Here is a 13,133-nt window from a genome sequence, read left to right as displayed (position 1 = left end):
ATCACGAGGCCTCCAGCCGCAGTCCGTCGGTGACGATCAGGTCCGAGGTGACCAGGGCCTGTTCGGCGCTGACGTCGGTCATGAAGACGAAGGGCGGGATGACGGGCGGCGCGGGCAGCCCGTCGGGGGTGAAGGTGACGCACAGCAGCCCTTCGATGCAGCCGCTGAACTTCGTGAGGTACAAGGTCACGTCGCCGCTCAGGTCGAGCGTCCTGGCGGCGAGCCCGTACTCGTCGCGGCCGTCCCGGGTGCGCAGCCGGTAGTCGAAGAGCTTGGCCGCCCGCATCTTCAGCACCAGCACCTTGAGCGGTCCGTCGGCCGTCGGGACCCGGGTGATCCCGGCGAGCGCGAACCCCTGCGGCGCGAAGAGCGAGGTGGTGACCGTCGGGGGAGTGCGCGGGGCCATCGGCGGAGCCCCGCCCACCGCCGCCCGGGCCGGGGGCGCGCTGCTCGCCAGCGCCGCGAGGAGCACCACCGGCAGCGCGGCGGCCAGGGTGCGCGGACCGCCGCCCCGCGGGCTCGTACGGTACGGACCCTCCTCGCCGCCCTCCGGACCGGGCAGCGGGGTCCACCCGAAGGCGAGCGCGCTGCCCGCGATCCCGAGCAGCATGCCGAGCAGGAACCCGCCCAGGTTGGTGGCGACGAAGGACAGCACCGACAGCAGCAGCGCGTGGATGCTGACGTACGTACGGGCCTGGGGCAGGAACCACAGGAACAGGCCCGCGGCGATCAGCGCGAGCCCGATCCCGATCGCCGCGATCCCGCCGAGGCCCAGGCTGACCAGGATGGTGAGCGGGGAGAGCGGGACCAGCAGCAGCTCGGCCCCGCCCAGCACCAGCAGCAGCCCGCCCCAGAAGGGCCGGGTGCGGCGCCAGGCCCGCAGCCGGGCCCGGCGCGCGGGCCACGGCAGCCGCCGCTCCAGCCGTCCCGCGGCCGGCCGGGGGCGCCCTAGAAGCACTGCTTGCCGTCCAGGGCCACGTCGAGCTTGAGCCCCTTGAGCCGGAAGTCGCCGCCCGTCGCGGACCAGGCGTGCGAGCGCACGCCCGCCACCTCGATGTCCCCGGCCTGCAGACCGAACTTCCCGGCTTCGCCCTTGACCCCGGCCACCTGGTCCAGGGTCGAGGCGTCGCGGCCGATCTGGGCGGTGCCGAAGCGGGCGTCGCCGCTCAGGTCCTCGCCGTCGATGATCAGGTTGGTCGCGGTGACGTTCCCGGCGGACCCGCCCGCGGTGAGTTTGAAGACCACCTTGCCGAGCGGGGTGTCGACCACGGCGGACTGGCAGATGTCGCTCAGCGTCGCCTCGCCGATGCCGAGGAGCGCGACCGGGTGCCCCTTGCCGTCGACGGAGCGGTCCGTCTGCACGTAGGAGGAGAGGCCCTTGCTGCTGAGGTTGGAGGAGGAGACCTGGAAGCTGGTGCCGGAGACGGCGAAGGACGCGGCGAGCGCACCCTGGGCCATCACCATCGCCATCGCGCCGACCGCGACGAACGCGGGCAGCGCGGCGAGGGCCGTCCTCTTCCAGTCGACCCGGCCCTCGGCCGGATTTCGGTCTGCGGAGCTCATGGCGGCTGTGCTCATGGCGGCTGTGCTCATGGCGGTGGGGCCTCCCGTACGTCGTCAGGTGCGCAGGGGAAGTGCGAGGAGCGGGCCACGCAGGCCTGCCATACTGCGGGCATCCTGTGGCGGTTCGAGGCTAGGGCTGAATTTGAATAATAGTCAACAGCGCGGCAAGACCGAGCGATCGCAGGTTCGGCGGGCCGAACTCATCGCGACCGGGCGCAAGTTGTTCGCCGACACCTCGTACGACGCACTGTCGATGGATGACATCGCCAAGCAGGCCGGGGTCGCCAAGGGGCTCATCTACTACTACTTCACGAGCAAGCGCGGCTACTACCTCGCCATCGTCGAGGACTCCGTGGGCGAGCTGGCCGCCCGGGCCGGCGGGGACACCGGCCTGCCCGCCGCCGAGCGGGTCCGCCGCACCATCGACGGCTACCTCCACTACGCCGAGCACCACCACGCCGCCTACCGGACCATCGTCACCGGCGGCGTCGGCTCCGACGCCGAGGTCCTCGCCCTGCGCGACGCGGTCCGCACGGAGCTGGTCGCCACCATCGCGGAAGGCGCCTACGGCCACCGCGCCCTGCCCCCGCTCGCCCGCCTCGCCCTCGTCGGCTGGCTCTCCGGGGTCGAAGGCACCACCCTCGACTGGATCGGCACCGAGGGCGAGCCGGACCGCCCGGACCGCGCCGCGCTCGGAGCCCTGCTGGTGCGCCAGCTGCGCGCGACGCTGACCGTCATCGAGGAGTTCGTCCCGCAGTGCCCGGCTCCCCCGGCCGAGGACCGGGGCGTCCGGAGCGGGCCGGACGACGGACCGGACGACGGAGCGGTCAGGGGCGTGCCCGGGGGAGCGATCCCGCACCCGTGACGGAATGCCCCTGATCGGGCATACTCAAGCCGCCACAGCCGCTGGCCAGGCCCTTCCGTGATCCGGGAGGGCAGCATCGGCTGCAAGAGCACCGAGACCCGGCGGCGCGTTCCACCCTTTTCGCGCGCCGCCGCCGTGCCCGATGAGGAGGAGAGCGCCGCCATGACCGACCGCGCCCCGCAGCCGGTGGACCGTCAGCTGCCCACCGAGGAGTCCCGTGACCTTCTCGCGCTCGTGCGCGAGATCGCGCAGCGGGAGATCCGCCCCCGGGCCGCCGAGGAGGAGGAGTCCGGCCGCTTTCCCCGCGAGGTCTTCACCCTCCTCTCCGAGGCCGGTCTGCTGGGCCTCCCGTACGCCGGGGAGTTCGGCGGCGGCGAGCAGCCGTACGAGGTCTACCTCCAGGTGCTCGAAGAGCTGGCGGCGGCCCGGCTGACCGTCGGCCTCGGCGTCAGCGTGCATTCGCTCGCCTGCCACGGCCTGGCCGGATACGGCACCAAGGAGCAGCAGGGCGAGCACCTGCCCGCGATGCTCGGCGGCGGCCTGCTCGGCGCCTACTGCCTCTCCGAACCGGCCGCCGGTTCGGACGCCGCCTCGCTCGCCACCAAGGCCGTCCGCGACGGCGACGACTGGATACTGACCGGCACCAAGGCGTGGATCACCCACGGCGGGATCGCCGACTTCTACACGGTCCTCGCCCGCACCGGCGCGCCCGGCCCCAAGGGGATCACCGCCTTCCTGGTGCCCGGCGACGCGGCGGGCCTGATGGCGGCCGTTCCCGAGAAGAAGATGGGCATGAAGGGCTCGCCCACCGCCCAGCTGCACTTCGACGGGGTACGGGTACCGGACGCCCGCCGCATCGGCGAGGAGGGCCAGGGCTTCACCATCGCGCTGGCCGCGCTCGACGCGGGCCGCCTCGGCATCGCCGCCTGCGCGATCGGCGTGGCCCAGGCCGCGCTGGACGAGGCGCTGGCGTACGCCCTGGACCGCAAGCAGTTCGGGCACCCGATCGCGGACTTCCAGGGGCTGCGCTTCATGCTGGCCGACATGGCCACCAAGATCGAGGCCGGCCGCTCCCTGTACCTGGCGGCGGCGCGGCTGCGCGACGCGGGCAAGCCGTTCTCCCGGCAGGCTGCCATGGCGAAGCTCTTCTGCACCGACGCGGCCATGGCCGTCACGACCGACGCGGTCCAGGTGCTGGGCGGATACGGCTACACCGCGGACTTCCCGGTCGAGCGCCTGATGCGCGAGGCCAAGGTGCTGCAGATCGTCGAGGGCACCAACCAGATCCAGCGCATGGTCATCGCCCGCCACCTCGCGGGCCCCGAGTCGCGCTGAGCGTGCCGGAGCGCGCCCGCCGGACCGCCGCGGCCCCGATATCCGGGTGCGGTCCGCGCGGGCGCTCTGATAGTCCAGCCGCATGGATGAATTGGACGGCTCGGACACCCCGACCGATGTGACCTGCGCGAGCGACGCGAGCGAAGTGGCTGACGCGAACGAAGTGGCCGATGTGACCGGCATGGCCGATGTGGCCGATGTGAGCGACGCGTCCGCTGCGGCCCAAGCGGTCGACGTGGTGACGGAGCGGCTCGTGCTCCACCCCGTCGGCCCCGCCGAGGCGGAGCGGGTGCTCGCCGGGGAGCGGGGCGACGCGGCCCCGTGGGCGCCGGGATACCCGGCGGAGGGCGACCTGTCCGCCCTGCGGAGGTTCCTGCGGAACCGCGCTTCCACGGGCGACCCCGGCCCCTTCGGCCCGTACGAGATCCGGCTGCGGGACGGCGGGAGCGTCGTCGGCGGGATCGACTTCCACGGAGCCCCGGACGCGGCCGGCGAGGTGACGATCGGATACGGCCTCGTCCCCTCGGCCCGGGGCCGCGGCCTCGCCGCCGAGGCGCTGCGCGCCGTGCTCGCCCTCGCGCGCTCCCTGGGCGTCACCGCCGTGACCGGCGACGCCGACCTGGACAACACCGCCTCCCGGCGGGTGATGGCCGCGGCGGGGATGCGCCTGACCGCCGAGGACGCGCGGCTGGCGTACTACCGGACCGGCTGGGACGCCGCGGCCGGGCCGGCCGCGGCGGGCCCGGGCCCGGACGCCCGCCCGGAGGGGGACGGCCCGGACGCCCGCCCGGAGGGGGACCGCCCGGACGCCCGCCCGGATGCGGACCGCCCGGACGTGGGCAGCCCGGATGCCCGGCGGATCCTGCCGCAGGACTGCGAGATCTCCACGGACCCGGCGCGCCTCGATGCCGCCCGGATCCACCGCTGGCTGTCCGAGGACGCGTACTGGGCGCTCGGCCGCTCGCGCGAGAAGCAGGACCGGGCCCTCGCGAACTCGCTCAACTTCGGTGTCTACGACCGCGCTTCCGGGGCCCAGCTGGCCTACGCGCGAGTGGTGACCGACCGGACCACCTTCGCCTGGCTGTGCGACGTGTACGTCGACCCCGCGGCCCGCGGCAAGGGCCTCGGCACCGCCCTGGCCACGGCCGTCCGTGACCACCTCGCCCCCTACGGGCTGCGCCGCGTCCTGCTGGCCACCGCGGACGCCCACGAGGTCTACGCGAAGGTGGGGTTCGAGCCCCTGGCGCACCCCGGGAAGTGGATGGCCCTCGGTACCCAGTGAGGCCACGCCCCGGCGGCGACCTGGACGGCCTACCCGCCGTAGAGCGGGCCGCCCGGCCAGACCGGGGAGGAGGCGATGCGGGACCACTCCGGGTCGCGGTGGCCCGGGAGGGTGCGGCCGTCGTCCGCCCAGCGGGCCAGCAGCGCCCGGTAGATGGGCGGGTCCGCCGGGCGATGAACCGATTCTTCGTAACCGGGGGGCACCGGTCGTCGCCGCCGTCCCGTGGAAGCCTCAAGGGTGGTCATGCCGGGCCAACGCGGCGCGCGCGGACGGGGTAATCGGCCCCGCCGTGCGGGTATCCGTTCGAGGCGTCCCCTGGTGCGGGCCCCGCGGAGCCCCGTCCGCCGCGTGATCTGTCAGCGAGTGCCACGACTATGGCCCCGGGCGCGGTTTCTGACGTACCGTCATATCCGCCGAGCCGACCCGCGCCCAGGAGGTTTGCCATGCCCGCGGACCGACCCATCGCCCTTGACGAATACCCCATCCACCAGGCCCCGTTGTCGATGAAGTACGTCGCCACGGGGGACCGCAACGCCTACGACCGCTGCATCTTCCACGTCTTCGACCACGCCGGCCGCGCCGTCCTCATCCTGGGCCTCGGCGTCTATCCCAACACCGGGGTCATCGACGCCTACGCCACCCTGCGCATCGGCGACGAACTCCTCGCCGTCCGCGCCTCCGACGCCCTCACCGACGACCGGATGAACCTGTCCGTCGGCCCGCTGCGGATCACCGTCGACGTCCCGCTGAGCACCCTCGGCCTGCACTGCGACGCGGACCCCGACGACCCGGACGGGCTCTCGTACGACATCACCTGGACCGCCGCCTTCCCCGCCGTCTGGGAGCCGCACCACGTCCAGCGGCGCGGCGACCGCCTGATGCTGGAGGGCCGCCGGTTCGTCCAGGCGGGCGGTGTCACCGGCACCATCCGGGCCAAGGGCGAGGAACTGCGCCTCACCGAAGGCGAGTGGACCGGTACCAGGGACCGCAGTTGGGGCGTCCGGCCGATCCCCGGCGAGGACGGCGGCCGCGCGGCCGAGGAGCACCGCACCGAGGGCTTCCACTGGCTCTGGGTCCCCGTCCGCTTCGAGGACCGCTTCCTCATGGTCATCGTCCAGGAGGACGCCGACGGCCACCGCGCCCTGAACGAGGCCGTCCAGGTCTTCCCCGACGCCTCCGGGCGCGGCGACGTACAACTCGGCTGGCCCCAGGCCGACATCCGCTACCGCAGGGGCGGCAGGCACCCCGAGAGCGCCGTCATCCACCTCACCGATCCGGCGCGCAAGCCGCTCGAGCTGGGCGTGGAGATCCTGAACTCCTCCCCGCTCGCCGTCGGCGCCGGATACCCGCCCGCCTCCGACTGGCAGCACGGCAGCTGGCAGGGCCGCGGCTGGACCGACCGCCGGGTATACGACCTGTCCGACCCCGCCGCCCACCCCATGGCGGCCTACGGGGTCACCGACCACTCCGCCCGCTTCACCCTCGACGGGCGGACCGGCTTCGGCATCTTCGAGCACGGCAGCTTCGGGCGCCACGACCCGAGCGGGTTCACGGACTACGGATCCGTCGCCCCGTAGGGCGCACGCCCACGCCCACGCCCATGCGAACGCGGCCCACGACCAGCAGGAACAGCACGAAGGGGTGGCCATGGCCACGGCACCACGTCCCCGCACCTCCACCCGGGAACCGGAGGAGCTCGGCCGCCGCCTCGCGGCCTGGCTCGGCACCGGCCTTCCCGGGGCGAAGGTCACCAACGTCTCCGTCCCCGGCTCCAACGGCATGTCCAGCGAGACCCTGCTCTTCGACATCGACCATCCCGACGCCCCGCTCCGGGCCTGCGCCCTGCGCCTGGCCGCGGACCCGGCGGCCTACACCGTCTTCCCCACCTACGACATGCCCCGCCAGCACCGGGTGATGAGCCTGGTCGCCGAACACACCGACCTGCCCGTCCCGCGCGTGCAGTGGCTGGAAACGGACCCCGCGCCGCTGGGCTCGCCCTTCTTCGTGATGGCCCGGGCCGAGGGGCGGGTGCCGCCCGACGTCATGCCCTACACCTACGAGGGCAACTGGCTGCACGCGGCGAGCGACGCCGAGCGCGCCGAACTCCAGGAGGCGAGCATCTCCCTGCTCGCCCGTCTGCACGACCAGTTCCCCGCGAAGGAGGCCGAGTTCCTGCTGCCGCGGGGCCAGGGCAGCCCGCTGCGACGGCACGTCGACGCCCAGCGCGCCTACTACGAGTGGGTGGTGGGCGGCCTGGCGCGCTCACCGCTGCTGGAGCGGGCCTTCGACCGGCTGGAGGAGCTCTGGCCCGCCGACGAGGGAGCGGCGGTCCTCAACTGGGGCGACGCCCGCATCGGCAACGTCATCTACGACGGTTTCCGGCCGGTCGCGGTGCTGGACTGGGAGATGGCGGCCTACGCCCCGCGCGAGGTCGACCTCGGGTGGACCGTCTACCTCCACCGCTTCTTCCAGGACCTCACCGTCGGCTTCGGACAGCCCGGCCTGCCGGACTTCCTGCGCCGGGACGACCTGGAGCGGCGCTACGCGGAACTCACCGGGCACACCCCGCGCGACATGGAGTTCCACACCCTGTACGCGGCCCTGCGGCACGGGATCGTGATGCTGCGGATCGCGTACCGCCAGGCCCACTTCGGCGAGGTCGAGGTCCCGGCCGAGCCGGACGGCCTGATCCTGCACCACGCCAGCATCGACGCCATGGTGCGGGGAACCTACTGGGACCGGGACTGACCCGACGGCCGGCCGACGGAACGACCGGCCGACGGAACGACCGGCCGACCGGACCGACGGCCGACCCGACGGCCGACCGGACCGACGGGGACCGGCCGGTCCCCGTCGGGAGTGACCTCTCAGGCCGCCTGGACGTGCTGCACGGGACGCGAGCCCGGACCGCCGACGTGCGAGAAGGGCTGCGTCCGCCAGTCGAGGCCCTGGGGGAGCGTCAGGAGCACGACCTGGTCGAGCTCCCGGTCCGCCGCGGCGCTCTCAGCGGCCGCCTGGGCGTCGGCGGCGGGCCGGCCCGTACCCGCGCACACCGTCAGCCCGAACGGGTTCCAGGGGCTCAGGCAGAGCCCGTGCTCCGGCAGGAACTCCTCGTCCGCGACCAAGGCGATCGACTGCCCGCAGTCGGGGCAGACGGCGTGGTGGACGTCGAAGGCCCCGTCGGCCCCGTCGTAGTCCGGGTCATCGGCGTCCCGGTCGAAGTCGCCGTAGTCGCCGTCGACGAGTTCCAGCCGGTCGAAGCGTTCGTGTGGCGCCGGTGCGGTGCGACCGGCGCGCTTGGTGTTCTGCATGGATGTACTCCCCCTTGGGTGGACCGGGCGGGCATTCGGCCACGGCCACAGCAAGCACTTCCCGTCGCGCGGCACGAGTAACCACAACCGCCCCGCGTACGCCTGCATACCTTTGTGGCCTTCGTCACATGCCTGCCGCAGGTGCCACTTGTCCGTGGACACCACTGGGCCTGGAGCGCCCTTGGGCCATAGGTTGGGCGGCTATGAGCGCAATGGAGGAGCTGGACCGCCAGATCGTGGATCTGCTGGTGCGGGACGGGCGGATGAGCTACACCGACCTGGGCAAGGCCACGGGACTGTCCACGTCCGCGGTACACCAGCGGGTACGCCGCCTGGAGCAGCGCGGAGTGATCCGCGGCTACGCGGCCGTCGTCGACCCCGAAGCCGTCGGGCTGCCCCTGACCGCCTTCATCTCGGCGAAACCGTTCGACCCGAGCGCTCCCGACGACATCGCGGACCGGCTGGCCGGAGTCCCCGAGATCGAGGCGTGCCACAGCGTGGCGGGCGACGAGAACTACATCCTCAAGGTCCGGGTGGCGACCCCGCTGGAGCTGGAGGACCTGCTGGGCCGCGTCCGCGCCCTGGCCCACGTCTCGACGCGCACCACGGTGGTCCTGTCGACCCCGTACGAGGCCCGGCCGCCCCGCGTCTGAACGGCCCGCCGGGGCCCGCCCCGGCGGGCCCCGGTGCCGACCGCGCCCGCGGACCCGCGAGACTGGTCCCATGACCGACCGCGCCGCCGCCGCCGCTTCCGCCGACTCCCTGCCCACCGTCCTGCTCCGCCGGGGCGAAGTGCACAGCCCCGCCGACCCCTTCGCCACCGCGATGGTCGTCGAGCGCGGCCACATCGCCTGGGTCGGTTCCGAAGGCGCCGCCGACGCCTTCGCGCAGGGCGTCGACGAGGTCGTCGACCTGGACGGCGCGCTCGTCACTCCCGCCTTCACCGACGCCCACGTCCACACCACCGCCACCGGCCTCGCCCTCACCGGCCTGGACCTGACCGGCGCCCGCTCGCTGCCGGACGCGCTGGAGCTCGTACGGGCGTACGCGCGGCGGCGGCCCGAGGACCGGGTGCTGCTCGGGCACGGCTGGGACGCGGCCCGCTGGCCCGAGCGGCGCGCCCCGCGCCGGGCCGAGCTGGACGAGGCGGCCGGCGGCCGTCCGCTTTACCTCAGCCGCGTCGACGTGCACTCGGCCGTCGTCACCACCGCCCTGCTCGACCTGGTCCCCGGCGTGCGGGGCGACGGGGACGAGCCGCTGACCCGCGCGGACCACCACGCCGTCCGCGCCGCCGCGCTCGCCGCCGTCACCCCCGCCCAGCGCGCCGAGGCCCAGCGGGCCGCCCTCGACCACGCGGCCTCGCTCGGCATCGGGTCCGTACACGAATGCGGCGGCCCGGACATCTCCTCGGCCGAGGACTTCCACGACCTGCTGAACCTCGCCCGCGAGCGGCCCGGCCCGCGCGTCTTCGGCTACTGGGCCGACCGCGACCTGGAGCTGGCCCGGGAGCTCGGCGCGATCGGCGCCGCGGGCGACCTCTTCGTCGACGGGGCCCTGGGCTCGCACACCGCCTGCCTGCACACCCCGTACGCCGACGCCGCCCACACGGGCACCGGCTACCTCGACGCCACCGAGGTCGCCGCGCATGTGGCCGCCTGCACCGAGGCGGGCCTGCAAGCCGGTTTCCACGCCATCGGGGACGCCGCGCTCACCGCCGTCGTCGACGGGGTCCGCGCGGCCGCCGAGAAGGTCGGCCTGGCCCGCGTGCGCGCCGCCCGGCACCGGGTCGAGCACGCCGAGATGATGACCCCGGCCACCATCGCCGCCTTCGCGGACCTCGGCCTCACCGCCTCCGTCCAGCCCGCCTTCGACGCCGCGTGGGGCGGCGAGGAGGGGATGTACGCCGACCGGCTGGGCGCCGGGCGGGCCCGCACCTTGAACCCCTTCGCCGCGATGCTCAAGGCGGGCGTCCCGCTCGCCTTCGGCTCGGACGCCCCCGTCACCCCGCTCGACCCGTGGGGCACGGTCCGGGCGGCCGCCTTCCACCGGACCCCGGAGCACCGGATCTCCGTCCGGGCCGCCTTCACCGCCCACACCCGGGGCGGCTGGCGGGCCCTGGGCCGCGACGACGCGGGCGTGCTGGTGCCGGGCGCCCCGGCCGACTACGCGCTGTGGCAGACCGACGAGCTGGTGGTCCAGGCCCCCGACGACCGGGTGTCCCGCTGGTCCACCGACCCGCGCTCCGGCACGCCCGGCCTGCCGCTGCTGACGCCCGGCGCCGATCTGCCGGTGTGCCTGGCCACCGTGGTCGGCGGCCGGGAGGTATTCGTACGGCCACAGGGGTGATCCGTCCGGCCTCGGTTCGGTACGGGCGCCCCGACCCGGATAGGTTCGGCCGGGTCCACCACAGGACGACCGTGCCGGACGGACCCGTCCGCTCAGCGCGCCCGCGCCTCGGGGGCGAGGGAAGGTTTCGCCGGACGGAGTTCCCCCCTGCTCGAAGGAGCGTGGGGGAGGGTGGCCCGATCGGGGCCGGGGGTCCAGTAGACAACGGTCACGGCGGCCCGCAGCCAGCGGGCGCCCGGCCGGCCCGAAGGACCCCGGGCCCCGATTCTCCGCAGCACCCCTCCCGTCGCACCCTTCCCGCTGCTCTAAAATCAGCTTTCCGTGACGGAACGGGGAAGAGGCGAAGGGGAATCAGTGAGTGACGGCGGAGAGCGGCGCCACGGGCCGCTCGGCACGGTCCTGGTGATCATTCCGACCTACAACGAGGCGGAGAACATCGGTCCGATCGTCGCCCGCGTGCGCGCGGCGGTTCCCCGGGCACACGTCCTGGTGGCGGACGACAACAGCCCCGACGGCACCGGAAAGCTCGCCGACGAGCTGGCCGCCGCCGACGACCAGGTGCACGTCCTGCACCGCAAGGGCAAGGAAGGCCTCGGCGCCGCCTATCTGGCGGGCTTCGCCTGGGGCCTGGAGCGCGACTACGGCGTCCTGGTCGAGATGGACGCCGACGGCTCCCACCAGCCCGAGGAACTGCCCCGGCTGCTCACCGCCCTCAAGGGCGCCGATCTGGTGCTCGGCTCGCGCTGGGTGCCCGGCGGCCGCGTGGTCAACTGGCCGCGCCACCGGGTGCTGCTCTCGCGCGGCGGCTCGACGTACTCGCGGCTGATGCTGGACGTGCCGATCCGCGACGTCACCGGCGGCTACCGCGCCTTCCGCCGGGAGACGCTCGAGGGGCTGGGCCTGGAGCGGGTCGCCTCGGCCGGGTACTGCTTCCAGGTCGATCTCGCCCGGCGCGCGGTCGGCGCCGGCTTCCACGTGGTCGAGGTGCCCATCACCTTCGTCGAGCGGGAGTTCGGCGACAGCAAGATGAGCCGCGACATCGTCGTGGAGGCGCTGTGGCGGGTCACCCAGTGGGGCGTCTCCGCCCGCGCCGCGAAGCTGGCCCTGAAGGCGCCCCAGCGGTCCTGAGCCCGCGGACGCGCGCTGCCCCGGCCGATCGTGGGCCGGGGCAGCGCGCGTACGTCGTGCAGGTGTCGCGCACGCCGTCGTGCAGGTGTCGCGCACGTCGTTCAGGGAGCCAGCGGCGGCCGGTAGCCGGTGTCCGGGCCGGTCCCGGGGCGCCGCGCCGCGTCCTCGCGGATCACCTCGCCCTGGACCACCATGCCGTCGTGCTGGTGGATCCGGGCCTGCTGGAAGGCGTCGCCGAAGGGGCCCGCGGGGGCCGCGGCCATCTTGCGCTCCAGCGTCCCGGTCGCGCGGCGGCCGACCCAGGCCCGCACGGGCGGCAGGAGCAGCAGCAGGCCCGCCACGTCGGAGAGCAGCCCCGGCAGGATCAGCAGCAGGCCGCCGAGCATCATCAGGCCGTTGCCCGAACCGGTCTGCTGCGGGGCCGGGGCCCGACCCGCCTGGGCCTGCTGGAAGGTCTGGGTCAGGTTCTGGAAGGCCCGCCGTCCGGCCCGCTTGATGACCACGACGCCCAGCAGCAGACCGCCCGCGATCGCGAGGGCGACGGCGAGGCCGCCGCCGGCCCGGGCGAGCAGGCTGAGCAGCCAGATCTCCAGGATGAGCCAGGCGGCTACCGCCAGGGGAACGAAAGTACGGGCGGGCGAGCGCCGCCGGGGGGCCGTCGAGGTGGGAACGCCGGTCGTCATACCGACCAGTGTGCCTGGCTCCGCATAAAAGCCACCTCAATCGGAGGTACCGGACATCCCCTGCGGGCCGCCCCTCCGGGCGCGGGCCCGGGCACGGGCGCGGGCGCGACAAAGCCGAGGGCCCCCGCCACACGGAATGTGGCGGGGGCCCTCGGCTTGTCGTGTCCGATTGTCAGGCGGACTTGCGGCTGTCCCGCGGATGCACGGCAATGTTCATGGCGCCGGAACGAAGGACCGCCAGCCTCTCGGCCAGCACTTCCTCCAGCTCCTCGCGGGTGCGTCGCTCCATGAGCATGTCCCAGTGCGTTCGCGCAGGCTTGCCCTTCTTCTCTTCGGGCCCGTCGCCGTCCACCAGAAGTGCCATGGCGCCGCACGCCTTGCACTCCCACTCCGGCGGAATGTCGGCCTCAACCGAGAACGGCATCTCAAATCGATGTCCGTTCTGGCATGCGTACTCCACCGCCTGGCGCGGGGCCAGATCGATGCCGCGGTCCGTCTCGTAGCTGGTAACCACGAGGCGCGTACCGCGGAGAGCTCGCTCACTCATGAATCGTGCCTCCCGGGCTTGTCGCCCACAGGACAGGTGTCGCTGTCGTCGTCATCCGGTCAACGTCCGGTCG

Annotated in this window: 14 protein-coding genes and 1 pseudogene; 9 read left to right on the top strand and 6 right to left on the bottom strand. The window is 73.9% G+C overall.

Annotated elements, in window-relative coordinates:
* Position 1: 1 nt before the first annotated feature.
* Positions 2-958: a DUF6114 domain-containing protein gene (locus tag ABT084_RS29530; RefSeq protein WP_351050218.1), complete on the bottom strand. Its 957-nt coding sequence runs from the start codon at positions 956-958 to the stop codon at positions 2-4.
* The gene (locus ABT084_RS29525) at positions 949-1,563 is read right to left on the bottom strand and encodes a DUF6230 family protein (RefSeq protein WP_351050215.1); all 615 of its coding nucleotides are present in this window, start codon (positions 1,561-1,563) and stop codon (positions 949-951) included. Before ABT084_RS29525 ends, ABT084_RS29530 begins: the two co-directional genes overlap by 10 nt.
* 142 nt (positions 1,564-1,705) lie before the next feature.
* Here ABT084_RS29525 and ABT084_RS29520 point away from each other — a divergent pair, with 142 nt between their 5' ends.
* The 4 genes and pseudogenes from ABT084_RS29520 (at position 1,706) to ABT084_RS29505 (ending at position 5,045) form a co-directional block, all read left to right on the top strand.
* Positions 1,706-2,428: a TetR/AcrR family transcriptional regulator gene (locus ABT084_RS29520; protein WP_351050212.1), complete on the top strand. Its 723-nt coding sequence runs from the start codon at positions 1,706-1,708 to the stop codon at positions 2,426-2,428.
* Positions 2,429-2,590: 162 nt separating this feature from the next.
* Positions 2,591-3,763, top strand: a complete 1,173-nt coding sequence (locus tag ABT084_RS29515; RefSeq protein WP_351050209.1) for an acyl-CoA dehydrogenase family protein — start codon at positions 2,591-2,593, stop codon at positions 3,761-3,763.
* Positions 3,764-3,845: 82 nt separating this feature from the next.
* Positions 3,846-4,418, top strand: a pseudogene (locus ABT084_RS29510) (GNAT family N-acetyltransferase); the annotation flags it as partial.
* A gap of 204 nt (positions 4,419-4,622) precedes the next feature.
* The gene (locus ABT084_RS29505; RefSeq protein ID WP_502969226.1) at positions 4,623-5,045 is read left to right on the top strand and encodes a GNAT family N-acetyltransferase; all 423 of its coding nucleotides are present in this window, start codon (positions 4,623-4,625) and stop codon (positions 5,043-5,045) included.
* Positions 5,046-5,074: 29 nt separating this feature from the next.
* Here ABT084_RS29505 and ABT084_RS29500 read toward each other — a convergent pair whose 3' ends face one another.
* The gene (locus ABT084_RS29500) at positions 5,075-5,248 is read right to left on the bottom strand and encodes a hypothetical protein (protein WP_351050206.1); all 174 of its coding nucleotides are present in this window, start codon (positions 5,246-5,248) and stop codon (positions 5,075-5,077) included.
* A gap of 240 nt (positions 5,249-5,488) precedes the next feature.
* Between ABT084_RS29500 and ABT084_RS29495 the strand changes: the two genes are divergently transcribed.
* Positions 5,489-6,622 (top strand): Rv3169 family protein, encoded by a 1,134-nt coding sequence (locus ABT084_RS29495; protein ID WP_351050204.1) that lies wholly within the window; start codon positions 5,489-5,491, stop codon positions 6,620-6,622.
* 70 nt (positions 6,623-6,692) lie between these two features.
* Positions 6,693-7,793 (top strand): phosphotransferase family protein, encoded by a 1,101-nt coding sequence (locus tag ABT084_RS29490; RefSeq protein ID WP_351050201.1) that lies wholly within the window; start codon positions 6,693-6,695, stop codon positions 7,791-7,793.
* Positions 7,794-7,912: 119 nt separating this feature from the next.
* Here the strand turns inward: ABT084_RS29490 and ABT084_RS29485 are convergent, their stop codons facing one another.
* Entirely contained in the window at positions 7,913-8,356 is a 444-nt protein-coding gene (locus ABT084_RS29485; RefSeq protein ID WP_351050199.1) for a hypothetical protein, read from the bottom strand.
* Between the two features lie 212 nt (positions 8,357-8,568).
* Between ABT084_RS29485 and ABT084_RS29480 the strand changes: the two genes are divergently transcribed.
* The 3 genes from ABT084_RS29480 (at position 8,569) to ABT084_RS29470 (ending at position 11,830) form a co-directional block, all read left to right on the top strand.
* A complete protein-coding gene (locus tag ABT084_RS29480) occupies positions 8,569-9,009 on the top strand; it encodes an Lrp/AsnC family transcriptional regulator (RefSeq protein WP_330334927.1) in 441 nt (146 codons plus the stop codon).
* 70 nt (positions 9,010-9,079) lie between these two features.
* The gene (locus tag ABT084_RS29475; protein ID WP_351050195.1) at positions 9,080-10,702 is read left to right on the top strand and encodes an amidohydrolase; all 1,623 of its coding nucleotides are present in this window, start codon (positions 9,080-9,082) and stop codon (positions 10,700-10,702) included.
* Positions 10,703-11,056: 354 nt separating this feature from the next.
* Positions 11,057-11,830 carry a polyprenol monophosphomannose synthase gene (locus tag ABT084_RS29470; RefSeq protein ID WP_351050192.1) on the top strand — a complete coding sequence of 258 codons (774 nt, stop codon included), beginning with the start codon at positions 11,057-11,059 and terminating at the stop codon, positions 11,828-11,830.
* Between the two features lie 101 nt (positions 11,831-11,931).
* On the opposite strand, the gene fxsA is transcribed toward ABT084_RS29470, so the two are convergent.
* Together fxsA and ABT084_RS29460 are read right to left on the bottom strand one after the other, a co-directional pair.
* Positions 11,932-12,513: an FxsA family membrane protein gene (gene fxsA, locus ABT084_RS29465; protein ID WP_351050189.1), complete on the bottom strand. Its 582-nt coding sequence runs from the start codon at positions 12,511-12,513 to the stop codon at positions 11,932-11,934.
* Positions 12,514-12,685: 172 nt separating this feature from the next.
* Entirely contained in the window at positions 12,686-13,060 is a 375-nt protein-coding gene (locus ABT084_RS29460; RefSeq protein WP_031146696.1) for an RNA polymerase-binding protein RbpA, read from the bottom strand.
* Between the last annotated feature and the right edge of the window lie 73 nt (positions 13,061-13,133).

Source organism: Streptomyces sp. NPDC002138, assembly GCF_040296485.1.
In the GTDB taxonomy this organism is placed as follows: Bacteria; Actinomycetota; Actinomycetes; order Streptomycetales; family Streptomycetaceae; genus Streptomyces.
The sequence above is the reverse complement of the archived record's forward strand: the minus strand, read 5'-3'. Positions and strand labels throughout refer to the sequence as shown.